The organism is Flavobacterium paronense, from assembly GCF_030409795.1.
Classification (GTDB): domain Bacteria; phylum Bacteroidota; class Bacteroidia; order Flavobacteriales; family Flavobacteriaceae; genus Flavobacterium; species Flavobacterium paronense.
In genome coordinates this window covers 1,451,633-1,478,262 of record NZ_JAUFQN010000019.1, presented here as the reverse complement: position 1 = coordinate 1,478,262, position 26,630 = coordinate 1,451,633, and the positions used below count along the sequence as shown (strand labels likewise).

General features: G+C 34.2%; 33 protein-coding genes. 14 read left to right on the top strand and 19 right to left on the bottom strand.

Going from position 1 to position 26,630, the window contains the following annotated elements:
* Nucleotides 1-28 precede the first annotated feature (28 nt).
* The 10 genes from QWY90_RS07900 to QWY90_RS07855 form a co-directional block, all read right to left on the bottom strand.
* On the bottom strand, nucleotides 29-889 hold the full coding sequence (locus QWY90_RS07900; protein WP_290285331.1) for a TerC family protein: 861 nt from the start codon (nucleotides 887-889) through the stop codon (nucleotides 29-31).
* A gap of 74 nt (nucleotides 890-963) precedes the next feature.
* On the bottom strand, nucleotides 964-1,335 hold the full coding sequence (locus tag QWY90_RS07895) for a DNA topoisomerase IV (RefSeq protein ID WP_290285330.1): 372 nt from the start codon (nucleotides 1,333-1,335) through the stop codon (nucleotides 964-966).
* Between the two features lie 52 nt (nucleotides 1,336-1,387).
* Nucleotides 1,388-1,972: a DUF1572 family protein gene (locus QWY90_RS07890; RefSeq protein WP_290285329.1), complete on the bottom strand. Its 585-nt coding sequence runs from the start codon at nucleotides 1,970-1,972 to the stop codon at nucleotides 1,388-1,390.
* Nucleotides 1,969-2,271 carry a type II toxin-antitoxin system RelE/ParE family toxin gene (locus tag QWY90_RS07885; RefSeq protein WP_290285328.1) on the bottom strand — a complete coding sequence of 101 codons (303 nt, stop codon included), beginning with the start codon at nucleotides 2,269-2,271 and terminating at the stop codon, nucleotides 1,969-1,971. Before QWY90_RS07885 ends, QWY90_RS07890 begins: the two co-directional genes overlap by 4 nt.
* Nucleotides 2,256-2,486, bottom strand: a complete 231-nt coding sequence (locus QWY90_RS07880; protein ID WP_290285326.1) for a hypothetical protein — start codon at nucleotides 2,484-2,486, stop codon at nucleotides 2,256-2,258. The genes QWY90_RS07885 and QWY90_RS07880 overlap by 16 nt, the downstream gene beginning before the upstream one ends.
* A 25-nt stretch (nucleotides 2,487-2,511) precedes the next feature.
* Nucleotides 2,512-2,739, bottom strand: a complete 228-nt coding sequence (locus QWY90_RS07875; RefSeq protein ID WP_290285325.1) for a DUF6095 family protein — start codon at nucleotides 2,737-2,739, stop codon at nucleotides 2,512-2,514.
* 1 nt (nucleotide 2,740) lies between these two features.
* Nucleotides 2,741-3,232, bottom strand: coding sequence for a hypothetical protein (locus QWY90_RS07870; RefSeq protein ID WP_290285324.1), 492 nt, complete (start codon nucleotides 3,230-3,232; stop codon nucleotides 2,741-2,743).
* Between the two features lie 66 nt (nucleotides 3,233-3,298).
* Entirely contained in the window at nucleotides 3,299-4,111 is an 813-nt protein-coding gene (gene murQ / locus QWY90_RS07865; protein ID WP_290285323.1) for an N-acetylmuramic acid 6-phosphate etherase, read from the bottom strand.
* Nucleotides 4,112-4,251: 140 nt separating this feature from the next.
* Entirely contained in the window at nucleotides 4,252-4,920 is a 669-nt protein-coding gene (locus tag QWY90_RS07860) for a ZIP family metal transporter (protein ID WP_290285322.1), read from the bottom strand.
* A gap of 77 nt (nucleotides 4,921-4,997) precedes the next feature.
* Nucleotides 4,998-5,762, bottom strand: a complete 765-nt coding sequence (locus QWY90_RS07855; RefSeq protein WP_290285321.1) for a class I SAM-dependent methyltransferase — start codon at nucleotides 5,760-5,762, stop codon at nucleotides 4,998-5,000.
* 100 nt (nucleotides 5,763-5,862) lie between these two features.
* Here QWY90_RS07855 and QWY90_RS07850 point away from each other — a divergent pair, with 100 nt between their 5' ends.
* Nucleotides 5,863-7,026: a THUMP domain-containing class I SAM-dependent RNA methyltransferase gene (locus QWY90_RS07850; protein WP_290285320.1), complete on the top strand. Its 1,164-nt coding sequence runs from the start codon at nucleotides 5,863-5,865 to the stop codon at nucleotides 7,024-7,026.
* Nucleotide 7,027: 1 nt separating this feature from the next.
* Here the strand turns inward: QWY90_RS07850 and QWY90_RS07845 are convergent, their stop codons facing one another.
* The 7 genes from QWY90_RS07845 to rlmD form a co-directional block, all read right to left on the bottom strand.
* Nucleotides 7,028-8,545, bottom strand: a complete 1,518-nt coding sequence (locus tag QWY90_RS07845; RefSeq protein ID WP_290285319.1) for a TlpA family protein disulfide reductase — start codon at nucleotides 8,543-8,545, stop codon at nucleotides 7,028-7,030.
* Between the two features lie 106 nt (nucleotides 8,546-8,651).
* On the bottom strand, nucleotides 8,652-9,395 hold the full coding sequence (locus QWY90_RS07840; RefSeq protein ID WP_290285318.1) for an NYN domain-containing protein: 744 nt from the start codon (nucleotides 9,393-9,395) through the stop codon (nucleotides 8,652-8,654).
* 72 nt (nucleotides 9,396-9,467) lie between these two features.
* Entirely contained in the window at nucleotides 9,468-10,622 is a 1,155-nt protein-coding gene (locus QWY90_RS07835) for an acyltransferase family protein (protein WP_290285317.1), read from the bottom strand.
* Nucleotides 10,623-10,694: 72 nt separating this feature from the next.
* A complete protein-coding gene (locus QWY90_RS07830) occupies nucleotides 10,695-10,928 on the bottom strand; it encodes a hypothetical protein (protein ID WP_290285316.1) in 234 nt (77 codons plus the stop codon).
* A 17-nt stretch (nucleotides 10,929-10,945) separates the two neighbouring features.
* On the bottom strand, nucleotides 10,946-11,758 hold the full coding sequence (locus QWY90_RS07825; protein ID WP_290285315.1) for a DUF6048 family protein: 813 nt from the start codon (nucleotides 11,756-11,758) through the stop codon (nucleotides 10,946-10,948).
* A complete protein-coding gene (locus QWY90_RS07820; RefSeq protein WP_290285313.1) occupies nucleotides 11,730-12,230 on the bottom strand; it encodes a DUF6452 family protein in 501 nt (166 codons plus the stop codon). Before QWY90_RS07820 ends, QWY90_RS07825 begins: the two co-directional genes overlap by 29 nt.
* Before the next feature lie 42 nt (nucleotides 12,231-12,272).
* On the bottom strand, nucleotides 12,273-13,688 hold the full coding sequence (gene rlmD, locus QWY90_RS07815) for a 23S rRNA (uracil(1939)-C(5))-methyltransferase RlmD (RefSeq protein ID WP_290285312.1): 1,416 nt from the start codon (nucleotides 13,686-13,688) through the stop codon (nucleotides 12,273-12,275).
* 449 nt (nucleotides 13,689-14,137) lie between these two features.
* Between rlmD and QWY90_RS07810 the strand changes: the two genes are divergently transcribed.
* The 11 genes from QWY90_RS07810 to QWY90_RS07765 all read left to right on the top strand — a co-directional run bounded on the left by QWY90_RS07810 (nucleotide 14,138) and on the right by QWY90_RS07765 (nucleotide 21,919).
* Nucleotides 14,138-14,656 carry a hypothetical protein gene (locus QWY90_RS07810; protein WP_290285311.1) on the top strand — a complete coding sequence of 173 codons (519 nt, stop codon included), beginning with the start codon at nucleotides 14,138-14,140 and terminating at the stop codon, nucleotides 14,654-14,656.
* Between the two features lie 646 nt (nucleotides 14,657-15,302).
* The gene (locus tag QWY90_RS07805; protein ID WP_290285310.1) at nucleotides 15,303-15,704 is read left to right on the top strand and encodes a hypothetical protein; all 402 of its coding nucleotides are present in this window, start codon (nucleotides 15,303-15,305) and stop codon (nucleotides 15,702-15,704) included.
* Between the two features lie 61 nt (nucleotides 15,705-15,765).
* Nucleotides 15,766-16,206: a hypothetical protein gene (locus QWY90_RS07800; protein WP_290285309.1), complete on the top strand. Its 441-nt coding sequence runs from the start codon at nucleotides 15,766-15,768 to the stop codon at nucleotides 16,204-16,206.
* Between the two features lie 101 nt (nucleotides 16,207-16,307).
* Nucleotides 16,308-16,823, top strand: coding sequence for a hypothetical protein (locus QWY90_RS07795; protein WP_290285308.1), 516 nt, complete (start codon nucleotides 16,308-16,310; stop codon nucleotides 16,821-16,823).
* A gap of 328 nt (nucleotides 16,824-17,151) precedes the next feature.
* Entirely contained in the window at nucleotides 17,152-17,451 is a 300-nt protein-coding gene (locus QWY90_RS15800) for a DUF1697 domain-containing protein (RefSeq protein ID WP_336622155.1), read from the top strand.
* Nucleotides 17,406-17,705 carry a hypothetical protein gene (locus tag QWY90_RS15795; RefSeq protein ID WP_336622167.1) on the top strand — a complete coding sequence of 100 codons (300 nt, stop codon included), beginning with the start codon at nucleotides 17,406-17,408 and terminating at the stop codon, nucleotides 17,703-17,705. The genes QWY90_RS15800 and QWY90_RS15795 overlap by 46 nt, the downstream gene beginning before the upstream one ends.
* Before the next feature lie 22 nt (nucleotides 17,706-17,727).
* Nucleotides 17,728-18,984: an NRAMP family divalent metal transporter gene (locus QWY90_RS07785; protein ID WP_290285307.1), complete on the top strand. Its 1,257-nt coding sequence runs from the start codon at nucleotides 17,728-17,730 to the stop codon at nucleotides 18,982-18,984.
* A gap of 183 nt (nucleotides 18,985-19,167) precedes the next feature.
* Entirely contained in the window at nucleotides 19,168-20,448 is a 1,281-nt protein-coding gene (rocD, locus tag QWY90_RS07780; protein ID WP_290285306.1) for an ornithine--oxo-acid transaminase, read from the top strand.
* Between the two features lie 121 nt (nucleotides 20,449-20,569).
* Complete coding sequence (locus QWY90_RS07775; RefSeq protein ID WP_290285305.1) at nucleotides 20,570-21,034, top strand: DUF5362 family protein; 465 nt, start codon at nucleotides 20,570-20,572, stop codon at nucleotides 21,032-21,034.
* A 170-nt stretch (nucleotides 21,035-21,204) separates the two neighbouring features.
* Nucleotides 21,205-21,393 carry a hypothetical protein gene (locus QWY90_RS07770; protein WP_290285304.1) on the top strand — a complete coding sequence of 63 codons (189 nt, stop codon included), beginning with the start codon at nucleotides 21,205-21,207 and terminating at the stop codon, nucleotides 21,391-21,393.
* Nucleotides 21,383-21,919, top strand: a complete 537-nt coding sequence (locus QWY90_RS07765) for a DUF8465 domain-containing protein (RefSeq protein ID WP_290285303.1) — start codon at nucleotides 21,383-21,385, stop codon at nucleotides 21,917-21,919. Before QWY90_RS07770 ends, QWY90_RS07765 begins: the two co-directional genes overlap by 11 nt.
* A gap of 79 nt (nucleotides 21,920-21,998) precedes the next feature.
* On the opposite strand, the gene QWY90_RS07760 is transcribed toward QWY90_RS07765, so the two are convergent.
* On the bottom strand, nucleotides 21,999-23,069 hold the full coding sequence (locus QWY90_RS07760; protein ID WP_336622154.1) for a DUF3810 domain-containing protein: 1,071 nt from the start codon (nucleotides 23,067-23,069) through the stop codon (nucleotides 21,999-22,001).
* An 84-nt stretch (nucleotides 23,070-23,153) separates the two neighbouring features.
* Between QWY90_RS07760 and QWY90_RS07755 the strand changes: the two genes are divergently transcribed.
* Both QWY90_RS07755 and QWY90_RS07750 read left to right on the top strand, forming a co-directional pair.
* A complete protein-coding gene (locus tag QWY90_RS07755; protein WP_290285302.1) occupies nucleotides 23,154-24,440 on the top strand; it encodes a hypothetical protein in 1,287 nt (428 codons plus the stop codon).
* 84 nt (nucleotides 24,441-24,524) lie between these two features.
* On the top strand, nucleotides 24,525-25,988 hold the full coding sequence (locus QWY90_RS07750; RefSeq protein WP_290285301.1) for an aminoacyl-histidine dipeptidase: 1,464 nt from the start codon (nucleotides 24,525-24,527) through the stop codon (nucleotides 25,986-25,988).
* A 92-nt stretch (nucleotides 25,989-26,080) separates the two neighbouring features.
* Here the strand turns inward: QWY90_RS07750 and QWY90_RS07745 are convergent, their stop codons facing one another.
* Nucleotides 26,081-26,629 (bottom strand): PepSY-associated TM helix domain-containing protein, encoded by a 549-nt coding sequence (locus QWY90_RS07745; RefSeq protein WP_290285300.1) that lies wholly within the window; start codon nucleotides 26,627-26,629, stop codon nucleotides 26,081-26,083.
* Nucleotide 26,630 lies beyond the last annotated feature (1 nt).

The following is a 26,630-nucleotide window of genomic DNA, read 5'->3' as shown; positions in this document are numbered from 1 at the left end:
TCCCATTTTTAAGTGGGACTTATTTAATTTAATTCATAAGATCGTCATCTTTCAATTTTGCATCAACAATTTTATTGTTGCGTAATTTAACTGCATTTCTACTTTTCTTCATTCTCAAATTTAAGAATTCTACAAACAGTGAGAAGAAAATAGAGAAGTACAAATAGCCTTTAGGAATACTGGTTACTTCAACGTCATTTCCAAATCTGAAATGGGCCAAATGAGAGCCTTCCGCCAATAGCATAACGCCAATTAATATTAAGAATGACAAACCTAGGATTTGTATTGTAGGATGTTCGTTTACGAATTTTGAAACTGGTCCTGCAAAAATCATCATAATGACTATTGAAATGACTACTGCTAAAATCATGATTAATAAAGCACCTTCATACCCAAAACCACCTTGCGCGGGTTCTTTCATACTCACCATACCTACTGCTGTCAAAATACTGTCAAAAGAGAAAACAATATTCAGTAGCGCAATTTGAATTATGGCTTGTGCTATGCTATTACTTGCTTTTCCGGAAGTACTTTCTTCCTCGCCTTCCAATTTATGGTGAATTTCAGAAACCGATTTATATAAAAGAAATAAACCTCCGCCAAAAATAATTAAACTTTGTCCTGTGACATGTGCTTCAAAAATAGAACCTAAATCAATTGAAAATATAGTGTCTTGTAAACTTAATACCCAAGTAATTCCAAACAATAAAATTATTCTGAAAACCATTGCCAATAGTAAACCAACACGTCTTGCTTTGGGTTGGTCTTCCGCTTTTAATTTTCCTGAAACGATGGAAAGGAAAACGATGTTGTCAATTCCAAGTATAATTTCCAAAAAGGTTAATGTCAATAGTGCTATTAAGGCATTTGGTGTAAATAAAATATCCATTTTTATAAATTTTTATTCCGCTGCGCTCCATAATAATTCGGCTACGCCTCGGGTGAGTTATCGGTTTAACGTGATTAATCTAGTTTTGTTACAACGCCACGTGATTTTTTGTTGCTTCCCACAAAGGAATATTCAAAAGTATAGCTATTCTTCTCAGTAAACAAGATTTTCATGCTGATGGCTTTTTCTTCTTTCATGTTTTTGGGATGCAGTTTTTGGAGAATGAATTCACAGTCATTTATCCAACGAACAGAAGCGGTATCAGTTTTTCCGTTATAGGTTTCGATTTGAAGTTTTTCAGTTCTGATAAAAGTGGAAGTGTTTTTTTTACCATTAATATCTTGAACAAATTCAAATTTCCCAGTTCTGAAATCTTTGCAGTTGCGCTCGTGGTTGTTGCAGGATATGAGTAAGATTGTAAGTAAGAGTATTGTTGTTTTTTTCATGTCTTTGTTTTTTACACCTGACAGGTTTTTAAAACCTGTCAGGTGTAGTATCTTATTTTAGTTTATTTAATTCGTCATCCGTAAAATTTTTAATGCTTTTTTCTTTGCCAAATTTATCAGCGTTATAACTATTGGATTTATTTTTAGGAATAGAAAGCGAACTCCATTCGGTTTGCTTTAGCATTTTGGCATAAAAAACTATTTGCCCAATATGATACGGATAATGCGCCAACTGACGGTTTATCGCTTCAATCACTGTATGACCTTCGTTTCGAATATAAATGATAGTTTCAAGTTGGTCAGTTGTTAACGCATTGATAGCATTAAAAAAACAATCCCAACCTTTGTCCCAAAGTTTCATGAGTTCAGCCTTGTCATTCCCATGAAGATGGGAATCCTCGAATTCAATATCTCGAATTCTCCATTCTTTTTCGCCATCGGTAGTCAAAAAATTGGTCCAACGCGAAAGCATATTTCCAGAAAGATGTTTTATAATAACAGCAATCGAATTGGTATCTTCATTGACCGTGTTAAACAATTGTTCAGGTTCTAATTGATCCATTGCTTTTTCTCCTATTGTTTTATAATAGAGAAATTGTTTTTTGATGCTTTCCAGATAATTAGATTGAATGCTCATATTTTTTTTGGCTTTCTGGCGTTATGTCGAATTCGAAGAACTTGAATTACAGCCGGGTTGATTCTATAGCTTATTTGAAAGTCATAAATAAAGTAGGTTCTGAAAGTTCCATCGTTGTTTTTCTTTAGCTTATCGAGCTTATAGATTTCAGGAGTTTTTTTTAAAATGATAGTGCTATCAAATATAGCTTCAATAACTTTATCGGCAATAGTAATTGATTTGCTTTCAAACAAAAGGTAAAAATGAATATCTTCAAGTTCCTTTAAAGCATTTATTGACCAAATTATTTTCGATTCCATTTTTTTGAAATACTTCTGGCTTCTTCCTCTGCTACAAAATTTCCTTTGGCAATATTATCTAGAGCGCTTTCAATATCGCTATTGTATTCTTCGATTGTTTCAGTTGAAGGTTTTTGTCTTGATTTTAGTAAGGTTTTCAATTTTTCCAAAAAAGTTGGATCATTTACTTTGTCAATCTCTTGATGTATCCAATTTAGTTCTGCTTGACTATCCATGATTTCTTTTTTTTAGTAAAAGTAACTATTTATCATTTTCAAAAAGTGCGTCTGTTAAATATTTTATTCCTTTAAACATAAAATAAACGGCTAAAAAACAGAAGACAATTCCAAAAGCCAATACCAAATAATGCCATACGTTTTCCTTGTTGATAAACGCATTATAAATCACGCTTGGTCCAATAAACATTAGCGGCAGTGCATATAATAAATATTTGATTCCTTTGTCTAAAAGTTCTTTATTGATTGGCATTTTAAAATTTTATTTGAATTCCGATTCCGTTTTGATTGGCCACAGTATTTAGGTCAAAATTAGTAGTAGATGAACTCGTGTTTTTGAGTCCGTCGTTATACGTTTTTAGCGCTTCTTCTACTTTTTTGGCTCTTCCTGAAAGTATCGGAATTGAAATTGCTACAACAGCTAAACCAGCATAAGTTATCGCAGTTGGATATTTTACATCGGAAAATAAGCCAATGGCTAAATCAACTACAGACGCCGTTATTCCCATTCCGAGAAGCATTCCGCCAAGCGCTTCTTTTGACTTGGCTTGCTTATATAGATTTAATGAATGCAAGTTTGAAGCTAATATTTTCTTCACCTGATAACTTGGGATTTGTATATCGTTCTGATAGATTTTTCCTTTTTCTAATTTGAGTTCTTCAGTCGTATTTTTTTTCAAGGTAAGTCCTTGCGAAAATGCAGTAAATCCGAATAGCAACATTAATACTAAAAGTAGGTTTTTCATAGTTATCTCTTTTTTATTAAACACAGATTACACAAATTACCGCTGATTATTCGTGCTAATCTGTGTTTATTTATTATAATTATCAACTGCTTTTCTAACGCTGCCAAATTCTTTTAGTAATTGGGAAGCTTTGTCATAGTCAACCGGAATTTCACTCATAATCATTTTTACACCACGATCTACGAGTTTGTCGTTGCTTAGTTGCATATCTACCATTTTGTTTCCTTTGACTTTCCCAAGCTGAATCATTGTTGTGGTAGAAATCATATTTAATACTAATTTCTGGGCAGTTCCGGCTTTCATTCTTGAACTTCCGGTTACAAATTCAGGACCAACTACAACAACTATGGGATACTTTGCGGTCAAAGCTATTGGACTTCCTTCGTTGCAAGTTATGCAACCGGTAATGATGTTTTTTGAATTACATTTTTCCAATCCACCAATAACATAGGGCGTAGTTCCAGAAGCAGCAATGCCTATGACAACATCATTTTCCTTTATGCCTTGTTCTTGTAAATCTATCCAAGCCTGATGTTTGTCATCTTCGGCATTTTCAACGGCACGTCGAATGGCTTTGTCACCGCCTGCAATGATTCCGTTAACTAAATCAAACGGCACACCAAAGGTTGGCGGACATTCAGACGCATCTACAATGCCTAATCTTCCCGAAGTTCCGGCTCCAATATAGAAAAGCCTTCCGCCGAGTTTCATTTTGGCAACAGTTTTTGTAACCAATGCTTCGATTTGTGGTAATGCTTTTTCCACAGCAAGCGGAACAGTTTTATCTTCTTTATTGATATTAGCTAACAAATCGGCAACCAACATTTTTTCTAAATGTTCGTAATGTGAGGATTGTTCGGTAGTTTTGGTGAAATTCATTTTGTTGCTCGCAAAGGCGCGAAGGCGCGAAAGATTAAATAATTTTATTTTTTCAAATTTAATAAATAATAACCAATTCAGAATGAATATGATTCAACAAACTTTGTGACTCTGCGACTTTGCGAGAACATTATCATTAATTATATAAAACTAGCCAACACAATTCCTAAAATAATCATTGAAACTTTAGCAATGTTGAATTTGTGTCCTTCGCTGCTTTCAAAGATTATTGTAGATGAAATATGAAACAAAATTCCAATGACAATGGCAGTTATTTGAGTATAATATTGGTTAAGTATCGGAAAGCTATCGGAAACCAATGTTCCCAATGGTGTCATTACCGCAAAAGTTACCATGAAGATAAATAGTGCGACTTTATTTAACTGCGCATTCAGAAAAAATGTCGTTAAGATAATGGCAATAGGTAAGTGGTGAATAGCAATTCCGTAGGCCAAATCATGATGGCGTCCAACCGGAAAACCTTCCAATAAAGCGTGAATACATAAACTAATAAACAATAACCAAGGTATTTGTGTCAGTTTATCATGACCATGAACGTGTCCGTGTTCAGCTCCTTTAGAAAAGAATTCTAAAATGATCTGGAATAAAATACCAAGCATAATAAAAATTCCAACACTTTTGTTACCACTTTCATACACATCAGGCAGCAAATGCATAACGGTTAACGACAATAAAAACGAACCGCTAAACGCCAATAACAGTTTTAGGTTTTGCTTTGCTTTTGGTTTAAGTAGCAAGGCAATTAAATAACCCGTAAGAACTGAAAGTAAAGGCAATAAGTAGTTCATTTGTTTTTTATTTGTTTATTCGGTTATTTGGTTATTTGGCTTTCGAATAACCAAATCCACAAATAACCCAATCCACTTTATTTAAAAATCATTATTAATCGTTCGCTGGTATTTTTGTGAAACTTTTTAAGTTTATAATCACCAAAAGTATCCAACAAATAAATCCCGGTTTCATTCATCATATTCTGAAAATCTTCCAAGTTGTAAGCTCTTACTTTTTCAGTAAAATGAAACTTTTTTCCTTCGGCTTCAAAATCAATTTCCTTTATTATATAACCATCAATAATAAATCGTTTGATGTTAAAGGTAATGCCATCTACTTCTTTAGTCTCCTCCGGAATTAAGTTGTCAATAACGTTTTGTGAATTCATAAAATCAATTACGGCAAAGCCATATTCTGAAAGACTTTCTTTGATAGCCATTAGCGTTTTTATATCATCTTCTCTGTTTTCAAAATAACCAAAACTGGTAAACAAATTGAAAATGGCATCAAACTTTTCGGCAAACACTTCACGCTTATCATGCACCACAAAATGTAATGTATCATTGGCATTTTTAGTAGCTTCAGCGATGCTGTTTTCGGATAAATCGGCACCAACAACATCAAAACCTAACTTGTTTAGATAAATTGCGTGTCGTCCTTTGCCACAAGCTAAATCTAATACTTTTGCCTTTTCGGGTAAGTTTAAATAATGGGTAAGATTATCCATGAAAATTTGTGCTTCACGGTAGTTTCGGTCTTTGTAAAGTATGTGATAATAAGGCGTATCAAACCAAGAGGAATACCAATTTTTTGGTTTAGGATTTGGAATTTGAGATTTAGGATTTTCTGATGTAGACATTTATTCTTTTCAAATGAATTCTGAACATGCAAATTTAATGTATTTTTGCCGAAGTTATGGCAATTGAATAGTGATATTGCCATTGAAATTGATATTGAAAATGGAGAATTTTAAAATGATTGCCAAGACCTTTTTTGGTTTTGAAGAAATACTAGCCAAAGAATTACAACAATTAGGCGCGCAAGATGTTGAAATTGGCACGCGTGCTGTGAGTTTCAAAGGAGATAAAGGTTTCATGTATAAAGCCAATTTATCTTTGAGAACTGCCTTGAAAATACTAAAACCAATTTATTACTTCAAAGCTACGAACGACCAGAATTTATACAAAGGCATTCAAGGGATTGATTGGTCGAAATACATTGGAGACAACCAAACTTTTGTTATTGACACAACTATTCATTCGGATAATTTTAAGCATTCTCAGTTTGTTTCTCAGAAAGCAAAAGATGCTATCGTTGACCAATTCCGTGAGAAAACAGGACAACGCCCGAGTGTTGATAAAGATTTCCCCGATTTAAGAATTAACATTCACATTGATAAGGACCAAGTTTCGGTAGCACTTGATACATCTGGAGCTTCGTTGCATCATAGAGGTTATAGAACAGCTACTAATATTGCTCCAATTAACGAAGTTTTAGCTGCTGGTATCTTATTGCTTTCGGGTTGGGATGGAAGTTCTGATTTTTTGGATCCGATGTGTGGTTCCGGAACTTTATTGGCGGAAGCCGCTATGATTGCCTGTAATATTCCGGCAAATATCAACAGAAAAGAATTTGCCTTCGAAAAATGGAACGATTGGGATAACGATTTGTTTGATCAGATTATCGATGCGTTAATGAAGAAAACTCTTGAATTCCACCATACTATTATTGGTTACGATAAAGCGCCAAGTGCGGTTCAGAAAGCGAAAGACAATATAGTGAATGCCAATCTTGATGACTATGTTAGTATCATTCAAGGTGATTTTTTTGACAGTAAAAAGGAAAATACCGGACCATTACATATGGTTTTTAATCCACCGTACGGAGAACGTTTGAACATAGAGTTGGAACGTTTTTACAGAGAAATTGGCGATACGTTAAAGAATAAATATCCAAATACTAATGCCTGGTTTATCACGGCAAATCTGGAAGCTTTGAAATTTGTTGGACTTCGACCATCACGAAAAATCAAACTTTTTAACGGAAGTTTGGAAGCGCGATTGGTCAAATACGAAATGTATGAAGGTAGCAAGAAAGGAAAGTATATGAATACTGAAGAATAGTTTATTTTCCTTTTTTACTTTCAGCTTCTATTGCTTTAATCATAGGTTTTAATTGATTAGCATCAATTCTTTTGGCTACAATCACTTTATTTTTATCTAAGATATAAATTACTGGCGTAGAGTAAACATCATATTTTTCAACGGCATTGTTGTAGTGCGCGCCATCGTATACGTTTATCCATGGTAATTTATGCTCGTCAATATATTTCAGATATTTATCGCCTTCGTGTTGCATATAAACACTGTACACTTTTACATCTTTCTTTTCTTTTATCAATTCATTATACTGATCAAGTAGTATTGGAACTTCTTTTTGGCAATGACCACAATCAACATCCCAAAAAATCAGTATGGTATATTCGGCTTTTACATCGCTTAATTTGACATACATTTTAGTTACTTCATCAACATTTTTATAATAAACGCTGGTCATTTCTTCGCTATTTTTAGCGTTTTCAAATCCCATGGCTTTCATTTTTGGATAGTCTTCGGCTTTTATCATAAACAAATCTTGAGCTTTAGAACCAACCAATAGTGGCTTTAATTTATCTGCTCGTTTGATAATTTTTTGCACAACGTCATTGTCGCTGTAAATACCCTCGGCTTTTCCTGTTTTAAAATAATTGTCAGACATGTGGACAAATACTTTATCAAACCCCATCAATTTTGAAGTTTCATAAGTATAGGTGAAATGAGCTAATAAGAGTTTATAGAGCAGACTTTCCGGTTTTGACGATTTCATTATTTTATCAATCTCTACACAAACTGAGTCGGGATGCGTTACCACAACCGATTCGAAATATCTTTTTATTTTAATATTAAAAAAAGGATTTCTCATGGTAGCATCATCTTTGAAGTCGACATTGTCCCAATAATGCTTTTTGTAATAGTTGTAAATCTGGATGCTGTCTGTTTTTCCTTCTGCTGTTTTTGGAGTATCTTTAAGTAGCTTTTCTACTTTTAGATTTATCGCGTCACCAATGTATGTTCCATTATGTTTTGCTAAGAATTTCTCCTCGAAATCGTTGATGTTTTTCTCAATTTCTTTTTGTTTTTTATTGAGTTCGAGCGTGTCATTTTTGGTTGCTAACGTAACACTTTGCTTGTAGTTCTGAAAGTCTTTGTTTTGTTGGTTGATGTATTCAATATAGCCGAAAAACTCATTTTCCAAAGGTGAATTCAGTGCCTTTAATTCTTTGCCAATGTTTTCACTCGCTTCACTTTCAAGTTCAAGTTTTTGAGTGTTATCATCGATGAAAAAATCAAAGTATATGGCTTTTCTTTGGCTAACTAAGGAATAAATACCTTTATCTAGTTTGGATTTTCCTTTAAAAACAATCTTTCCGTTTTTGATTGTGGTGCAAGTATCTTTGACCAATGTTTTATCAAATTGGTAATAGGTGAGATAAGCCAATGTGTCATTACAATTTTTTAATTTGATTGTAATCTCATAGCCCGATTGGCCAATAGCAAAATAGGAAAAGAAACAAAAGACTGTAGCAAATAGAAATTTCTTCATAAACAAAGGATAGTATTTCTTTAAAATGGTATTAGACGGTCAAAAATAATGCATTTAGAAAAGAAATAAAACATTGTACTTTTAAAGTTTTCTTAAAATTTAGCGGTTATTTCAATCTTACCAGCGGATGATTCAAACCGTTTACTTCGTTTTTTACTACTTTATATTTACCGATGCTTTCAAAAAGTTTGGTTAAGTTTCTAAAACCATAAGTTCTAGAGTCAAAACTAGGGTCTATTTTTCTGATATTAGTTCCTATGTTTGAGATGTAGGCTTCGTCTTCTTCATTTGTTGAAATTTCGAATGCTTTATCAATAATCGATAAATTTATTTTTGGAGTGGAATCGGTTTCTTTAGTAGCTATTTCTTTAGTATTGGTTTTCTTTTTAACAATAGGAATTACTTGAGGTTCAGCAACAAGGTTTTCACTGAACGTAAATATTTCACAGGATTGTACAAAGGCACTTGGTGTTTTTCTTTGCCCAATTCCCATTACGAAAAGCCCTTCTTCTCTAATTCTTTTGGCCAAACCAGTATAATCACTATCGCTGGAAACAATGCAAAAGCCTTCTGCATTTTTACCGTGCAAAATATCCATAGCATCTATTATCAATGAACTATCAGTAGAATTTTTGCCTGTTGTGTAGGCGAATTTTTGAATAGGGCTGATAGAATATTGATTGATTATATCTTTCCAACCATTCATTTGTGACTGTGTCCAGTCGCCATAAATTCTTCTGATGGTAGCTTTACCATATTTGGATACTTCTTCTAGAATTTCTTTAATCAGTTTGGGTTGGGCATTATCACCATCGATTAAAACGGCTATGTTGAATTTTGTATTTTCCATTTAATGTAATTTTTCAGGAATTAAAGATATACTTTTTCATTGCAATATAATTTTGTTTAGTTCGTTCACCTCTTAATTCTTTTTCCCTAGATTGTTTATCCATACTCTACTAGGTTTTTCAATAAAACGATAGGATAAGGCACCAATAATAAGTGTAATACTTACACAAAGCAGTAATAAAACTAGAGGATTGGTTATCCCAAAATAATCAGGCGGACCCGGAAGCGGAGGTTTTGTCTGTAACCACGATTGAATCTCAAATACTATAAAAATAAAAGCGCCGTGCCACATATAAATGGAATAGGACCAAAGCCCTAACTTTTGTAGTGGAGCAGAAGCAAAGAAAGCATTCATGTTTTTACTGCCATAGGCAGTGCTTAATAAGATGATGAAAAAGAAAAGTGGCGCTCCAAAATCAGTTAGGTTGAAATGCATATAAACACTATATAGCGCTACTATTACCAATAAAACCCAGCCATTACCTAAAGTGTTTTTCAATACATTTCTCATAAAAAATCGATAAGCACACATACCGAGAACAAATCCAATAATACCTCTTGCAAAACCCCAGTCATACGTCAAATCTAAATCGGCTGCAGTAGATAAAAAAGGGAACATTGGTACACGATTAGGAGCTATGTAAAAAACCAAGCCGGCATACAAAGCAAATAGAATTGCAATAGTCAGAAGCGTTTGTGAGATGCTAAATTTTGAAAAAGGTTTCACCAAAAAAGGAAAGACAAGATAAGCAAGCCATTCAGCACTGATGCTCCAACTCGGAACATTCCATGTAAACATATTGTGAATGTGTGCCGATTGCAACAGAAAAATATTAGTAATAATAGCTTTAGGATTATACAAAGCCAATGAGAAAGCACCATAATTGCCGTCCTTTCCAATAGCATAGGTAATGCCTACCGCAAGGACCAATGCCGCTAATGTTACCAAATGCAAAGGATAGATGCGTGCCAAACGAGCTTTTAAAAATTCAATAGTTTTTCTGGATTGCGTACTATCATTGAAATAGGTTTCATAGACATAACACATGATAAATCCACTTAAAATAAAAAACAAATCTACCATTAAGTAGAGCTTTCGAAACCAAAAGGTCTGTTCTGTCGTTATAAAGTTTGATACTATTTCGTTGCTGTGAAATACAACAACAAGTAAGGCAGCTATACCTCGAAGTGCAGTTAAATTGTTTAAATACGCTTTGTCTTTGTGCATAGTAAGTAGAATAATATCAAATCTAGTTATTTATAATATTGATATAGAGTTTCTTACTTAAAGTTATTAACTTTATCCCACTTCGCGAATGCCTTTTAACAGCAACCAGCGCATGAATATTTTTTCACCATCCTGAGTTTGTACTGCCTGAAATTTAGGGGCGGTAAGTGTACCCACTACAAAGGCTGTGACCGGAATAAATAAACCAGTCAAGTTGGTGTATTTATCAATTAAGAAACGAAACAAAATGAATAATATTGCAAAGCAGATAAGATTATAAAGGAAGGCTTTTACTTTTTTGTTCATTGCATTTTAGATTTAAATTATTTCTTCTTTTCTTTTTTAGTTTTTTCTTTCTTAGCTTCTTTTTTCTCTTTCGCCTTGACTGTTGCTTTGTATAGCGGGATAAAATAGGAAACAGTATAATTAAAACCTACACCAAAATCACCATTATACGTTCGGTTAAAGCCCGGAATATAGAGGTTGTCAAAGTTGTTAGGTCGTTTTTGAGACATCAATCGGTTTAGTCTGAAACTAAAACCTACGAAGACATTGTTAAATACTTCGGCTTTCATTCCGGCTACAACCTCTATCCATTGGGCTGATAAACCATCAAATTGATTATTCTCAGTCGGGATTATTACCGGCGATTCTCCAAAATAAGGATTCGGATTATAGATCTGATAACTGTTCAATGTTTGACTAAAACTACTTGCGCCATAACGCAATCCAACAGAAATAATGTTTTCCATATTGCCCCAATTCTGAAACGAGTTATAATCAAATCCAACTTTTATATATGTTCCTTTGGTAGTAAAATTGACTTGGTCGTCAGCAACCGTTTTATTTTCGTTACCAATTTCTGCCGCCAGATAATGTCTGCGTGTCAATCGATAATCACCAACCAATTCTAATCCGCGATAATCGGTTTCATAAAAGGAACGCGTTAGCTTGAACAAATCAACTCCAACACGCAAGCCATAGCGCTCTTTTTTGGGTGGAATACTGTCTTTTTTAGGCTCACTTTTTTCAGCTGCCGCTTTGGTCGGTTTAACCGTAATTTGTTCTTGTGCATTGCCTGCAAACGAAAGCAATACCAAGCCAATACTAAAATAGAATCTTGATATGTGTTTCATTTTCGGTTGTAATGCTGGTTGTTAAAATGTTGATGTCTTTTATCCAAAAGTCTTCAGGTGGTATTCCTCCATCTGTTTTGATAACGCCGTTAGGAAAAGCATTCAATTCAAAAATAGTTTTGTAACCACAGGCTCTGGAAACAAAAATGTTTTGTGAAGTGTAATTAAATTGAAGGAAATCTTCATTTGGAATCAAGCCTGTACTATTGAGAATTAAACTGTATTTAGTAGTGAGTTCATCTATTTTTAGCGGCAATTCCACTTTAGACACACTAGTAAAAGTGCCTAAATCGAGTGTTTGTCCAACACCTTTAATTTTAAGATTTACCACATTCTTCAAATTCGCCGGATTCGAAATATCATAAAATTCCAATATCAATCGGGGTGTAGTTTCATCTGTACAGATGTCATCCTTTTCACAACCTGAAAGGCTAAATAAAACAATCAATAATAATGCAACTATTTTCTTCATAAGTTTTAATTCCCAAATCCTAATTTCTAAATCCCAAATCTTTTATCTTTTTTCCAAAAGTACGACATTTTCCACATGATGCGTTTGCGGAAACATATCTACCGGACGCACACGGGTAACTTTATAATGTTCATCCATTAAAGCTAAATCACGAGCTTGTGTAGCCGAATTACAACTTACATATACAATTTTCGCTGCCCCAATTTTTACTAATTGCGCTACCACATCTTTGTGCATACCGTCTCGTGGCGGGTCAGTTATTATAACATCAGGTTGCCCGTGTTGTGCAATAAAATCGTCGTTGAAAACATTTTTCATATCGCCCACATAAAACTCACAATTGGTGATTTTGTTCCGTTTCGCATTTTCCTTGGCATCAGCAATGGCTTCGGGAACGGCTTCGACACCAATAACTTTTTTGGCTTTTTTGGAAACGAATTGTGCAATGGTTCCGGTACCGGTATATAAATCATAAACCACTTCATTGCCTGTTAATCCTGCAAATTCCCTTGTGATTTTATACAATTCATAGGCTTGGTCCGAGTTGGTTTGGTAAAACGATTTGGCGTTAATGCTAAATTGTAGGCCTTCCATTTCTTCCAGTATATAATCTCTTCCTTTATATAATTTAATGTTTTGGTCGTATAAGGTATCGTTGGCTTTGCCATTGATTACGTATTGCAGAGAAGTAATTTGTGGAAACGTTGCGTGGATAAAATCCAATAACAATTCGCGTTGTTTTTTGTTTTCCTGAAAGAACTGCAAAAGCACCATGATTTCTCCGGTTGACGCTGTTCTAATCATTAGCGTACGCAACAAACCTTCATGGTTACGTGCATTAAAGAAAGGCATACCGTTTTGAACCGCAAATTCGCGAATGGCGTTTCTAATAGCATTTGATGGATCTTCCTGCAAGTGACATTTCTCAATATCCAAAATCTTATCCCACATTCTCGGAATATGAAAACCTAAGGCTGGTTTTTTACTTAACGATTGGTCTTCTGATTTGATTTCGGTTTCGTTTAACCAACGCGTGTCCGAAAACCCAAACTCCATTTTATTTCTGTAGAAGAATTGTTTCTCCGAACCTAATATCGGTTCAAAATCGGGTAATTCAATTTTACCAATACGTTTCAAGTTATTGTATACTTCCTGATTTTTGTAAAACAGCTGTTGTTCATACTTCATATTCTGCCATTTGCAACCGCCACAAACACCAAAATGTTGGCACACAGGTTCAATTCGGTTTTCAGAATAAGAGTGAAACTTGATGGCTTTGCCTTCAAAATAGGATTTTCTTTTCTTTAAGGTTTGCACATCTACCACATCGCCGGGAACGACGTTTGGTATAAAAATAACTTGCCCTTCTGGAGCTTTAGCTACCGATACGCCTTTGGCACCAGCATCTAAAACCGTTATGTTTTCAAAGATGACTTTGTTGGTTTGTTTTCTTCCCATGGGGCAAAAATAGTATTTAATTACGACCCGAGCAAAGCGAATTGTATGGAGCGTAGCGGAATAAATTACAAATTACGAATTACGAATTAGGGCACGATACCTTTACTAGATTCATTGTCCAAACTTAATTCAGATTTTAAAAAAATATTTTGCATGTCCGCTAATGTCCGGTTTTGTCCTTGACTGTCTCTTTGTTCTATAATTATTCGTGTTTTGTTCGATACATGTTCTATATTGGTTCGGTAAGCCTATAGCAAAATGGAACATTTACCGAACATGTATCGAACATGACTAGAAGAAGGCTGAAAAGGGGAACTTGAGGTTTACTTGTTGTAGGAAATTAGTATATTTGGAATTAATTAGTAAAACGACTTTGTTTTTTAGATATAATTTCTTTGGATGAATTATGGAAGTTTTATTCGGGTATAAATGAGTTAGCTGCAATTTTAATGAACGAGATAAATCCAAATAGAATCACATTTTATAAATTCCTAAATGAAGACATTTCAAAGGAATCGTTGGAGAATTGGATTTATGAAAATAAGGAACTTGAAAAAAGTTTTCAAATAGACCATTACAATGATTTGCTTGAATTTAATTATAAAAGCAGAGAAACTAAAAATTATATAAAATCAGTAGTTAAAAAAAACTTTGATTGGCAAGAATTTGAAAAATGGAGAACAATTGAACTATTTGAAAAAATAAAAAATGGAAAAATTGAACTTGTTTTAGCATCGCGTAAATTAAGAGAACTATATCTCGACCAAGAAGAAGAAATTGGAAAACCATTTGTTTCAATTGGATTAGCAATTGGTTATGAAAGCGTACTAGATAATTGTCCCATAGAATCAGAATATCATCTTTGGAATTCCGATTCTCTAAGAAAACAACTTGAACCAATAGAATTGTATCGAGACAATTTTTTGATTGATGTTGACAAAGAGCTTACGGAATTATTAAACACGTAAAAAACTGCTGTTAATAGCGGTTTTGCGCAATAGTTCCAAACCGTTATTGTTGAAAATCCTCCGGATTTTCAACTCCGCTTTTCATAACAATATTTTGCTTAAATTGCCGCTACTGACGCAAAGCCGCAGAACGTAAGCAAACATTATTTTCCAACCTTAGCAATAGACTTTGAGACAACTAAAGAAATTCACTGTAATAATTATAATTGCATTTATTTGTAATTTTTTGTTGTCAAAATCTGTTGAGAATTTTAGATTTAACGAAGAATTTCGCTGGGTGTATTCTTATGGAAAAACCTTTACTTTATTTCTGTTTTTGCTATTGCTAGTTTTGTCAGTTGTTAACGCAATTTTGATATTGAAACAAAGAAAAACTGTTTTTAAAAAAAGAATAATTTGGGCAATATTGAGCTTATCATTCTTTATATACGTTTCAATTTCAATCTTAGGCGCATTAATGGAAAATAGTAAAGTGGAAAAAGTGAAAATAGAAAGTGTAAACTAAAATAATTAAAAAAAAACTCTAAAAAATAACGTTTACCAACAGCCGTTCCAAGCAATAGCTGATTTTATCTTTTTTAGTCAGAAAGTACTAAATAGAAATTTTGATATCTTTACAACTAAACATAAAAATGCCACTACCAATATGAAGAAAGTTATACTCTTTATCTTTACGATTTTAGCCTTATCCTGCAGTAGCGAAGACACTCCTGTTGATGGCATAGTAGGGAAATGGATGCTATATAAGGCAGAATATGAAAATACAGTTTACAATTATGAAATAAACGGTCAATGTGGTAGCCAAGCTCTAGTAATGGTAGGCGGTAATAATAAATTTGTCACTGAAACGTATTATTCGAATGCTGATTGTACTGGCTATACCTCGAGGACTGAATGGGAGTGGGTTAAGGAAAACGATGGTACTTACGGCATCTATCCAATGGGTCAAACCGTTCCGGAAAGGACTTTAATTTTGACTAATAATGAAATAAAGGTAACGGAACCTGGATTTATAACGGTAACCAAATATTACAAACGGATATTGTGATTGCAGTGCAAAGCTCAAATCTGCGAAACATCCCAAAAACTTCAAACAAAACACCTTAAACATGACAAAGCTTTTTAAAAAAATAGCTCTTACACTACTTGTAGTAAGCCTTAATTTAACTTATGCTCAAAATAAAGAACTAGATTCTCTAATTCAGAAAATAGACAATAAAGAGGCTTACATCGTTTTAACAAAAACAACTTCACCAAGAGTAAAAGGAACTGACGCCAAGAGAATTATCGAAATTGGGAAAATGGCTTCGCCTGAATTGATTAAAGTTTTGGATAGTCAAAATAAGGGAATCATTGCCCATTTTATACTTTCCGAGATTTGGAAAAATATAGGGGAGGAAGAGGTTTGTTGTGCTATTAGAAATGTAGGAGAAATTGAGATTTTGACTATTAATGGCCTTGAAATCCAAATTGAAAATAACGTTTTGTTTTCGACTTCAGAAAATTTAAAAAAGAACCAGCAGGTTTGGAAAACGAATTGTCACGTATGAAAAGCAACTGGAACATTTAAGGCAATTATAGAACCGAACTCACTAAGCAGTATTAATCTTAAAATTGTAAACACAAAAAATCACTTTTAAAAATTAAAATCATGGCAACATTTCTTTCTTCTCTTCAAAAGATATTTTTGTACTTTATTCTTGTGCTTATAGGATTATATGCTGGCATGCTTTTCAATCATAAAATTTGTCCTGTTGAAACGCAATTAAACCCTATTGAATATGCAAAATATTGGAAAATAGTTGATGGAACTTTTATGCATGAAAGGATGGCTATAATGGGACCAGGAATGGGAATAATATTCGCTATTACGATTCTACTATTCTTAAAAAACTGGCGAAGTTTAACATTTTTATTTTTAGTCTTAGCATGTATTGCGTTTGCCATTGACATAAATTTTACATTAAGAGAACAATTACCAATAAATGCATTTATAAATGATTTAGACTTAAATAATATGACCGAAGTTCAGACAAAGCAATTAATCGCTTTTCAAGCAAAAGCAATTTCAAATTTTGACACAAGATTTATACATAGTTCTATTAGTTTCTTATTGTTATGTTTATCACCTTTTTTTCTAAATAGATTACATAAAAAAAGTAATTAAGTTTAGAAATAAAATCACAGTCGCTTATAACGGTTTGTACCAACTGCAAAGCTTAGGCTTTTAGATCTGACAGGTTTCAAAAACCTGTCAGGTCTAGTTTTTTACAAGAATTTAGTATATTTGAAGAAATATAGTTTTCAATCCCGTTAGGGATTTTATCCGGGTAGAAAATAAACCAACGAAAATCAAAATCCCTTTAGGGATGCTATAATTGCGGAATATTTAAAATAAAAACATATCATCCCTAAAGGAATTTTTAATAAAGGGTGCCAATTTTTCTACCGATAGTAAATCCCTACGGGATTATAAATTAAAAATAATAGTTTCGATGACAACCCACTTAGCACTACTTCGCGGCATCAATGTGTCCGGACATAAAATGATTAATATGGTGGCTTTGAAAAAAGCACTCGAAGGCATTGGTTTTACTAATGTAGTGACGTACATCCAATCGGGGAATGTGTTTGTAGATACTGAGGAAGAAAATCCGAGTAAAGTTGGCTTTCTGATAAAACAAGAAATCTTTAAGGAATTCGGGCACGATGTTCCCGTAATTGTGATTGGTGCAGCAGACTTGCAGGCGTGTTTAGACGCAACGGGTTTCTGGACGATGAAGGGGTTGATTTAAAGAAATTATATGTTTCCTTTATTTCTTCTGAATTACCCAATAATATGATTACCCAACTTAACTTAAACTTTATCCATCCGGATGAAATTCAATTGGATGGTAAACGTATTTATTTAAAATACGATAGCTCTCCAGCCAAAACAAAACTCGACAATAAATGGATAGAAAAAAGCATGAATGTTGTTTCTACCACACGCAATTGGAACACAGTAAATACATTGCTAAAGATGTTCCAAGAGCGAGAATTGTTGTAAATTAGCCTTAAATAAAGCATTTATGAATCGTCCGAATAGGTTAAAGCGTTTTTGGAAAATACTTGGTCCGGGACTAATAACAGGCGCCAGTGATGATGATCCTTCCGGAATTGCTACTTATTCACAAGCCGGAGCCGCTTATGGTCTTTCTACACTTTGGACTTCTATAGTAGCATTTCCACTGATGGCAGCTATTCAACAAATGTGTGCTAAGATTGGTTTAGTAACATCTCAAGGATTAACAGGTACTTTGAAAACCAATTATCCAAAACCAATTCTCTATTTGATGTTGCTTTTTAGTTTTCCCGCTATTATAATGAACATTGGTGCTGACATTGCCGGAATGGGAGCTGTCGGAAATTTATTGTTTCCGGCTATTGATGCTTCTTTCTTTAGTGTCTTTTTTACGATACTCTTATTGGGTTTGATTATTTACTTACCCTATGTAAAAATTGCGGCAGTACTGAAATACTTGTGTATTGTAATGTTGGTCTATTTTATCGTCCCCTTTTTATACAAGCAAGATTTTGTTGCTATAGCCAAAGCTACTTTTATTCCGACTATAAAATTCGACAAAGATTTTATAGCCATTTTAGTCGGGATATTGGGAACCACTATTTCTCCTTATCTCTTCTTTTGGCAAGCTTCTGTTGAAGTAGAAGAAATGAAAAATAAAAAACGCCATTTGATGGTTAATAAAAAAATCATTCACGAAATGCAACAAGATGTCGATTTCGGAATGTCGTTTTCAGGTTTTGTTATGTATTTTATAATACTAACTACCGGAACAGTATTATACAAAGCAGGTATTCATCAAATTGATACCGTTGAACAGGCAGCAGCAGCTTTAAAACCCTTAGCAGGTAACTTTGCTTATTTGTTGTTTGCTACGGGAGTAATTGGGACTGGACTTATTGCCATTCCCGTTTTAAGCGGTTCCATTTCGTATATCATCACCGAGACTTTTGGATGGGAGCAAGGCTTGGATAAGAAATTCCATGAAGCCAAAGCTTTTTATATTGTAATTGCGATTTCGCTACTATTAGGGTTGTCCTTAAACTACATTGGGATTTCTCCAGTAAAAGCCTTGATTTATACCGCTATATTATACGGTCTAACAGCTCCTGTATTAATAGCCATCATCCTTCATATTTCCAATAACAAAGCCGTAATGGGTAATTTCACGAACAGCAGATTAGCTAATATTTTAGGGTTCATAGCCTTATTCATTATGACTTTAGCAGGAGGAGCGTTGTTGTATTTGCAGTTTGTAGGATGAAAAGGATTATGAGTTATAAGTTATGAGTTATGGGTTATGGGTTGTGAGTTAGGGGTTGTTAAAAACTAGGAACTCATAATTCATAACTTATAATTCATAATTAAATTATACTTTTGTTGAAGATATGGATGATTTCTCTCCAATAAAGAAGGAATTGATATTAAAGAATTTAAAATAAAAAAAATGTCAGTTTTAGAAAAAATGAGTTCAGCCGAAGCAATTGCTTTAGAAAACAAGTACGGCGCACACAATTATCATCCCTTACCAGTAGTACTTAACAGAGGAGAAGGCGTTTATGTTTGGGATGTTGAAGGTAAAAAATACTACGATTTTCTTTCGGCGTATTCAGCAGTAAATCAAGGTCATTGTCATCCAAAAATTGTGCGAGCAATGGTAGAACAAGCGCAGACATTGACGCTTACGTCGAGAGCTTTTTATAACGATAAGTTAGGCGTTTACGAAGAATACATCACTAACTATTTTGGTTTTGATAAGGTTTTGCCAATGAACACAGGAGCCGAAGCGGTAGAAACGGCTTTAAAACTGTGTAGAAAATGGGCCTACGAAAAGAAAGGAATCAACGAAAATGAAGCACAGATTATAGTGTGTGACGGAAACTTTCACGGAAGAACAACCACTATCATTTCCTTTTCTAATGATGAAAATGCCCGTAAAAACTTTGGTCCATATACAGCAGGATTTATAAAAATTGCCTACGATGATATTGATGCGTTAGAAAGTGTCATTACCTCATCAAAAAACATTGCAGGTTTCTTGGTAGAACCAATTCAGGGTGAAGCCGGAGTTTATATGCCAAGTGAAGATTATTTGGCAAAAGCCAAAGCATTATGCAAAGCAAACAATGTTTTATTTATTGCTGATGAAGTGCAAACCGGAATTGCCCGTACCGGTTCTTTATTAGCCGTTTGCGGTAATTGTTCATGTGAAAATAAATGCGAAAAGCAAGCAACTTATGTAACACCAGATATTTTGATTTTAGGAAAAGCTATTTCAGGTGGCGCTTACCCGGTTTCTGCTGTTTTAGCAAATGATGATATTATGAATGTTATCAAGCCTGGACAACACGGTTCTACTTTTGGAGGAAATCCAGTGGCAGCTGCAGTAGCTATGGCAGCATTAGATGTTGTTACCGATGAAAATTTATCTCAAAACGCCAGAAAATTAGGAAAGATTTTTAGAGCAGAAATCGGAAAGTATATTGAAACCTCAAACATTGCAAAACTTGTTCGAGGTAAAGGATTACTGAATGCTGTGGTCATCAACGATACTGAAGAAAGCGACACAGCCTGGAATATTTGTATGAAGCTCGCAGACAATGGTTTATTAGCCAAACCAACACACGGCAATATTATTCGTTTTGCTCCACCATTAGTAATGAATGAGGAACAATTATTAGATTGTATTTCGATTATCATCAAGACGTTAAAGCAATTTGAAAAGTAAGTAGACAAACTTTTATAACCAACCTTTGATATTAAGAGGAGGAAGCCCGGTGGGCTTCAGGTACACGAGCTTTAGCTCGTAAAAACTAAAACAATTATAACCAACCTAAAACCTATTAATTATGGAAAACCAAAACAATTTAGTATTAAACGAGCAAGCGGTAGCCGCTTTAAGAGAAAGCGCCAAATGGTGTATGTTTTTATCAATCCTAGGATTTATTGGAATTGCTTTTATGATTATGGGAGGCTTGTTCATGTCGGTTGTCATGTCTGCAATACCGGAAAATCCTGCTTTTGGTGGCGGCATGAATCCTTTAGGAGCAATTAAAGCCTATTTTGGAATTATATATATTGTAATTGCAGTATTGTATTTTTTTCCAATTTATTATTTATACAAATATGCTACTGGCACAAAACGAGCTTTAGAATCAAGTAATAGCGATGTGCTTTCTGATGCTTTAGTTAATTTAAAATCGCATCATAAATTTTTAGGAATTACAGCTATTGTTATTATTTCATTATACATTGTAATTATTATTGGAGTTATTGTTTTTGCAGCCAAAATGGCAACCGGAGGAATGAATTAATAGTAATAAAATATACTTATCTAAAACCAGCTACTTTGGCTGGTTTTATTCCGCTAACGCTCCATACAATTCGGCTGGGATGCCTAACTAAAATTCGAGTCTGCAGAGCCTCGGGTTTTTTTATTTTTGACACGAGCCTTGCATATGCAAGGTGAATTGACGCAGTAAATATGAAAAAATTAGTAATACCTTTTACAGTTGTGGCTATTATTGTTGGATTATATGAACAATCAAAAGCCAAACCTAACGTTTATGTTTTATGTATTACTATTGTAGTATTTATGTATGGCATTATGAAATTAAGTGCTAAAACACCAAGTAAAAATCAAGAAGAACAGGAGGAAGAAGATGCTGAATAAAGGTGATAAAGTTTCGGTTTTAGATGATGCTATTGATGGCGTTGTTGTTGAAGTGAAAGGCACGGAAGTAACCATTGAAACTACCGATGGTTTTAATCTGACCTTTAAAAGCAACGAGTTAATCAAGATTGAAAGTGCTATGAAATTCAACTTTAATAAAAGTCAGGTAATTAGCGAAAAGGAAGTTGCCAAACCAAACTATAGCAACAAAGAGAAAAAAAATAAAAAAGAAATTCCACCACCGGAATTTGATTTGCATATCGAAAAGTTGGTCAGAAGTTATAAAGGCATGAACAACTTTGATATCCTAACATTACAAATGGAAACCGCGAAACGCCATATCGAATTTGCTATTCGAAACCGAATTCCAAAGATTGTTTTCATACACGGTGTTGGAGAAGGTGTATTGAAATCGGATCTCGATTTCTTGTTAGGACGCTATGATAATATTATTTTCCAAGATGCTAATTATCAAAAGTATGGGCTAGGTGCAACGGAAGTTTACTTTAAGCAGAACGTGAAGTAGTCAGCACTGTCATTCCCGCGTAGGCGGGAAACTACAACTTAAAGAGATGGATTCCCGCCTACGCGGGAATGACAAAGAATTACCTTAGTTCTTTTCCCTTGTAATAATTAATCAACAAATCCACAAACTTGCTATAACTTTCCAAACCATCTTTTTGTTGGTTTGCTTTTAGAAACTGGTCATAAAAGGCGTGAAATCCTTTGTCAATAAACGTGTCGTATTGTTTCCAAAAAAGTTCACCTTCTTTAAAGTTTTCAATAATACCTCGATTTATAGTAGGTTTTAGTGCTTTAAATTTGGCTTCATCTTTCATAAGCACATTCTCTAAACAATAACGTAACGCTACTGAATAAGCGGCATATTGAAAATACAAATCATCGTTTTTGATGCAAGCCATAAAACCAATGAAATTGCATTCGCTCTCACTGGCAAAACCAATTTGATGTGCCATTTCGTGCGTAACTACATTTGGAAAACTGTACATTGGCAACATGTAATTTACCTGAGATTCATTGCTAAACGGATTCAAATAACCGCCAAAACCCATATAAGTTAAAGGTAAACTGAACAGTGATTTCTTTCTGCTTGGAATTTCATATTTAAAAAACGGATATTGCTTTGCCAAGTTATCATAACCATTTTGCGTCATGCTGAAAATACGATCCTGTGAATACGGATTGCTTACTTTTTGATTTTTGTTGTGTGTAATGGCAAATTGTACATCGTTTGTTTTGGCAATCAGCTTTTCAGTAAACGCATACAAATCTTCATTGCTGTATTCTCTTTGAATATTCATTTTTTCAAAAAGCGGTAAGCGATAATAATTCAATGCCCATAGCAGATGAAATAGGAAATAGAAAACAGAGAGTCCGCTTACAACTTTTAACAGATTGTCTTTCCACTGTTTTCGCCATGTTTTTCTGGTTTTCCAGATTGAAATTAGCAAATAAACAATTAGAATTCCATACAGAATATCGCCAAAAGAAAATGGAAGGCTGCCTAAAACAGTGCGCTCAAATCTTGAAGTAAAGACATATAATCCGTTGCTATAATAACGTTCTATGATTTCGGGACAGTAGGCCAAAACCTTAATCAGAATGATTTGGATTAATAGGAAAAGCGGAAGTATGTATTTGCGTTGTATTGGCATGGCTCAAGGCAAAATTACGGATTTAATTTATCCATGTATAAAATTTCATAAATTGTTATCTTTGGAATCCTTTATTAAACTTTTATGAGATATTATTGCTGGATTATAAGTCTATTCTTTGTTGTTGTCTTTTTTAAAAAAGGGAATAATCAGGAAAACAAATTTTCACAGGAACTTACTGAAAAACTCCTTGACCCAATTGCGGTGGATAGCTTTGCGGAGCCAACGTATTTTAAATCCCTTGAATTATTTAATATTGAGATTAAGATGAAAATCCCTGCAAGTGGCTATAAAACCTATTCCACTTACGCTTATGGCGAAGATTTTATCATTAGGGGAAAAGATACGCTTTATTTGGAGTATGATGTAGCATTTACCAAAAATAACCTAATACAAAAAATGGAAAGCTATAAGTCGAAGGACGAATATTTCTACGACGATAAAAACAATCTAGTACTTAGGCAGCTGGTGTCGAAAAGAAAGGATGAAAGCTCAACTTATCATAGATTTCATTATGATAACTATGGCAACCTGAAGTCTTTTCTTAGCTACCGAATCAATGCCGATGGAACCTACAAATTTGAGCATTACAAAGAGTACTATTATTCAAAAGATAAAACAGGAATAACCGTTACCATTAAGGGCATTGAAGAATGGAGCACTTTTCATAAACTGAATGTTGTAAAGAAATTTGACAATGCAGGAAGAATCCTTTCCGAAAAAACTGAGGACTATAACCCTTTATCGGGTAAAGAGGCAAGCCATTTTAAAGAGTACAAGCATGTTGGGGTAAACAACAGCTATTTAGTTTCAGAAGAGAAAATGTATATGTCCTTTAGCCCAAATGAAACCCTAACCAATCTTTATGAATACAATGCTGAAGGAAAGGAAATCGTAGCCAAAAGAATTGAAAACATGGTTAAATATAATTTGGAATATAAAGTGATTAAGGAATATGCCGGAAATAATCACATTAAATCCGTTTCTACCGCCAATTCCAATAATGAGCAAAGAGTTGCATCAACTTATCCTGCTAAGAAAAGCGGCCTTCAGGAAACCTACGTTTACACTTACAATAAGCAAAATGATGTAATCAAAGAGGAGCATACAATTTATTCAGGTAAAAAAGAGGATTATGATGTAACTACAAATGCCTATGAATATGATACCAAAGGCAACTGGAATTATAAAAAGTCCCTACAGAAATATCCTTATATCAAATATGAAGAGGACTACGGCGATGATAATGGTTCAAAAATCTTTGTCAGGAAATTTGATTATGGAAATATTGAAACGCCTGCCATTCCAAAACCCGACCCAAAAGCAGAACAACTTAAAAACGAAGTATTAGAAAAGCATCCATTGCAATAGTATAATGATACTCCTAATGTAAAAAATATTGAAAGTAAACTTTGTAACTTTGTCTTCTTGAAAATTAAAACTAAAAAATACATAATGAGCCAGGAAATTAGAAACCTTGAACCAAAAGTACTTTGGAATAAATTCGCCGATTTAAATGCAGTGCCTCGTCCGTCAAAAAAAGAAGGAAGAGTTATCGAATTCATGAAAAAATTTGGTGAAAGCCTCGGGTTAGAAACGTTTGAAGACGAAATCCGAAACGTAATCATCAGAAAACCAGCAACTCCGGGAATGGAAAACCGCAAAACCGTTGTCCTTCAAGGGCATTTGGATATGGTGCATCAAAAAAATAACGATACCAATTTTGATTTCGATACCCAAGGAATTGATATGTATGTTGATGGCGATTGGGTTCGTGCACGAGGAACAACACTTGGTGCTGATAATGGTTTAGGTGTAGCCGCTATCATGGCCATTTTAGAAAGTACAGACATTCCACATCCCGCCATTGATGCACTCTTTACTATCGATGAAGAAACCGGAATGACTGGAGCTTTGAACTTAAAAGGCGGAATCTTAAAAGGAGAAATTCTTTTAAATTTAGATACAGAAGAAGACGATGAGATTGATATTGGATGTGCTGGTGGTGTCGATGTTACCGCAACCAGAAGTTACAATCAGGAAGAAACTCCAGAAGGCTCTGTTGGATATACAATAACTGTGAAAGGTTTGAATGGCGGACATTCCGGAATGGATATTCACAAAGGTTTGGGTAATGCCAACAAGATTATGAACCGTTTATTATTTGATGGCTTCGAGAATTTTGGGTTGCAGATTTCAGAAATTGCTGGTGGAAGTTTGCGTAATGCTATTCCGCGTGAAAGTGTTGCAAAAGTGATTGTGGCCGGAATGTATGATGAAGCGTTTGTCTTTGATATGCAAGAAATAATCGGCGATATTAAATTCGAATTTAAAACTACGGAACCAAATCTTACTATTGAAATCGTAAAAAGTGATTTGCCTAAACAAGTTATGGATTTAGGTGTGCAAGAAGGTTTACTTCGTTCTATTTATGCTGCTCACAATGGCGTTTACCGAATGAGTGCTGATATGGCTGATTTGGTAGAGACCTCCAATAATATTTCTAAAATAATTGTGAAAGACGGTGAAATTACCATTCAGAATTTAACACGTTCTTCAGTAGAAAGCTCTAAGTTTGATTTGGCCAATGCGTTGCGTTCGGCTTATGAATTGTTTGGTTGCGAAGTAGAATTTGGCGGAAGTTATCCGGGTTGGACACCAAACGTACAATCAGAAATACTGGATGTTTTAGTTTCTATTTATGAAAAACAAAATGGCACTAAGCCAAATGTTGTAGCTTGTCACGCCGGATTAGAATGTGGAATCTTAGGAACCAATTATCCTGAAATGGATATGATTTCTTTTGGCCCAACCATTCACGGAGCGCATAGCCCGGATGAAAGAGCTTCGATTAAATCCTCACAGAAATTCTGGAAGTTTTATTTGGAAATATTGGCGAATATACCGGAGAGAAAATAGAGAAAAGAAGAAAGAAGAAAGAGAAAAGAAAATAGAACATAGAAATAGAAAAACCCGCTTAGTGATAAGCGGGTTTTTATTTAATTCAATATTTAAACAAACAATAATATCAATAGCGGAAATATGATTCCCGCCAACGCCAATTTCCAACCTCTATTTTTAAAACTAAATTTTCCGGCGGAAATCATAAATGTTCCGGTTATAGCAATCACGATTAACGATATCCCAAAAATATCACCATAATAAATCCACCAATTCGAATTGTTTTTGTGCAGTTTCATCATTTGGCTGATGATAGGCGTTTTGATGTAAGAAACAATTTCACCTTTTCCGGTTTTGGTGTCAATCTCAACATCGTGTTTTTCGAAAGAGATTTTGAATTTGCCTTCGTCTACTTTGTGACGTCGCATTTTATCATCGATTCCCAATGTTTTTCCTAATTCCTTTGCATAGTCTTCAGTAATGTCTTTTTCATCCGAAGGAAGTTTAACATCTATGGCTTTGGTTTCAATTGTATATTTTTCGGGATGCCAACTGTCTCTGTGGTTCATCAAAATCCCTGAAAAGGCAAACGAAATAATCAATCCGATATAAAAATAACCTAAGTCGCGGTGTAAGTTTCTGATGGTGGCTTGTTTCATT

What these genes read in the sequence shown, in the direction of transcription:
- QWY90_RS07900 (WP_290285331.1), bottom strand. Translation starts at nt 889, where the DNA reads ATGGATATTTTATTTACACCAAATGCCTTAATAGCACTATTGACATTA.
- QWY90_RS07895 (WP_290285330.1), bottom strand. Translation starts at nt 1,335, where the DNA reads ATGAAAAAAACAACAATACTCTTACTTACAATCTTACTCATATCCTGC.
- QWY90_RS07890 (WP_290285329.1), bottom strand. Translation starts at nt 1,972, where the DNA reads ATGAGCATTCAATCTAATTATCTGGAAAGCATCAAAAAACAATTTCTC.
- QWY90_RS07885 (WP_290285328.1), bottom strand. Translation starts at nt 2,271, where the DNA reads ATGGAATCGAAAATAATTTGGTCAATAAATGCTTTAAAGGAACTTGAA.
- QWY90_RS07880 (WP_290285326.1), bottom strand. Translation starts at nt 2,486, where the DNA reads ATGGATAGTCAAGCAGAACTAAATTGGATACATCAAGAGATTGACAAA.
- QWY90_RS07875 (WP_290285325.1), bottom strand. Translation starts at nt 2,739, where the DNA reads ATGCCAATCAATAAAGAACTTTTAGACAAAGGAATCAAATATTTATTA.
- QWY90_RS07870 (WP_290285324.1), bottom strand. Translation starts at nt 3,232, where the DNA reads ATGAAAAACCTACTTTTAGTATTAATGTTGCTATTCGGATTTACTGCA.
- murQ (WP_290285323.1), bottom strand. Translation starts at nt 4,111, where the DNA reads ATGAATTTCACCAAAACTACCGAACAATCCTCACATTACGAACATTTA.
- QWY90_RS07860 (WP_290285322.1), bottom strand. Translation starts at nt 4,920, where the DNA reads ATGAACTACTTATTGCCTTTACTTTCAGTTCTTACGGGTTATTTAATT.
- QWY90_RS07855 (WP_290285321.1), bottom strand. Translation starts at nt 5,762, where the DNA reads ATGTCTACATCAGAAAATCCTAAATCTCAAATTCCAAATCCTAAACCA.
- QWY90_RS07850 (WP_290285320.1), top strand. Translation starts at nt 5,863, where the DNA reads ATGGAGAATTTTAAAATGATTGCCAAGACCTTTTTTGGTTTTGAAGAA.
- QWY90_RS07845 (WP_290285319.1), bottom strand. Translation starts at nt 8,545, where the DNA reads ATGAAGAAATTTCTATTTGCTACAGTCTTTTGTTTCTTTTCCTATTTT.
- QWY90_RS07840 (WP_290285318.1), bottom strand. Translation starts at nt 9,395, where the DNA reads ATGGAAAATACAAAATTCAACATAGCCGTTTTAATCGATGGTGATAAT.
- QWY90_RS07835 (WP_290285317.1), bottom strand. Translation starts at nt 10,622, where the DNA reads ATGCACAAAGACAAAGCGTATTTAAACAATTTAACTGCACTTCGAGGT.
- QWY90_RS07830 (WP_290285316.1), bottom strand. Translation starts at nt 10,928, where the DNA reads ATGAACAAAAAAGTAAAAGCCTTCCTTTATAATCTTATCTGCTTTGCA.
- QWY90_RS07825 (WP_290285315.1), bottom strand. Translation starts at nt 11,758, where the DNA reads ATGAAACACATATCAAGATTCTATTTTAGTATTGGCTTGGTATTGCTT.
- QWY90_RS07820 (WP_290285313.1), bottom strand. Translation starts at nt 12,230, where the DNA reads ATGAAGAAAATAGTTGCATTATTATTGATTGTTTTATTTAGCCTTTCA.
- rlmD (WP_290285312.1), bottom strand. Translation starts at nt 13,688, where the DNA reads ATGGGAAGAAAACAAACCAACAAAGTCATCTTTGAAAACATAACGGTT.
- QWY90_RS07810 (WP_290285311.1), top strand. Translation starts at nt 14,138, where the DNA reads ATGAACGAGATAAATCCAAATAGAATCACATTTTATAAATTCCTAAAT.
- QWY90_RS07805 (WP_290285310.1), top strand. Translation starts at nt 15,303, where the DNA reads ATGAAGAAAGTTATACTCTTTATCTTTACGATTTTAGCCTTATCCTGC.
- QWY90_RS07800 (WP_290285309.1), top strand. Translation starts at nt 15,766, where the DNA reads ATGACAAAGCTTTTTAAAAAAATAGCTCTTACACTACTTGTAGTAAGC.
- QWY90_RS07795 (WP_290285308.1), top strand. Translation starts at nt 16,308, where the DNA reads ATGGCAACATTTCTTTCTTCTCTTCAAAAGATATTTTTGTACTTTATT.
- QWY90_RS15800 (WP_336622155.1), top strand. Translation starts at nt 17,152, where the DNA reads ATGACAACCCACTTAGCACTACTTCGCGGCATCAATGTGTCCGGACAT.
- QWY90_RS07785 (WP_290285307.1), top strand. Translation starts at nt 17,728, where the DNA reads ATGAATCGTCCGAATAGGTTAAAGCGTTTTTGGAAAATACTTGGTCCG.
- rocD (WP_290285306.1), top strand. Translation starts at nt 19,168, where the DNA reads ATGTCAGTTTTAGAAAAAATGAGTTCAGCCGAAGCAATTGCTTTAGAA.
- QWY90_RS07775 (WP_290285305.1), top strand. Translation starts at nt 20,570, where the DNA reads ATGGAAAACCAAAACAATTTAGTATTAAACGAGCAAGCGGTAGCCGCT.
- QWY90_RS07770 (WP_290285304.1), top strand. Translation starts at nt 21,205, where the DNA reads ATGAAAAAATTAGTAATACCTTTTACAGTTGTGGCTATTATTGTTGGA.
- QWY90_RS07765 (WP_290285303.1), top strand. Translation starts at nt 21,383, where the DNA reads ATGCTGAATAAAGGTGATAAAGTTTCGGTTTTAGATGATGCTATTGAT.
- QWY90_RS07760 (WP_336622154.1), bottom strand. Translation starts at nt 23,069, where the DNA reads ATGCCAATACAACGCAAATACATACTTCCGCTTTTCCTATTAATCCAA.
- QWY90_RS07755 (WP_290285302.1), top strand. Translation starts at nt 23,154, where the DNA reads ATGAGATATTATTGCTGGATTATAAGTCTATTCTTTGTTGTTGTCTTT.
- QWY90_RS07750 (WP_290285301.1), top strand. Translation starts at nt 24,525, where the DNA reads ATGAGCCAGGAAATTAGAAACCTTGAACCAAAAGTACTTTGGAATAAA.
- QWY90_RS07745 (WP_290285300.1), bottom strand. Translation starts at nt 26,629, where the DNA reads ATGAAACAAGCCACCATCAGAAACTTACACCGCGACTTAGGTTATTTT.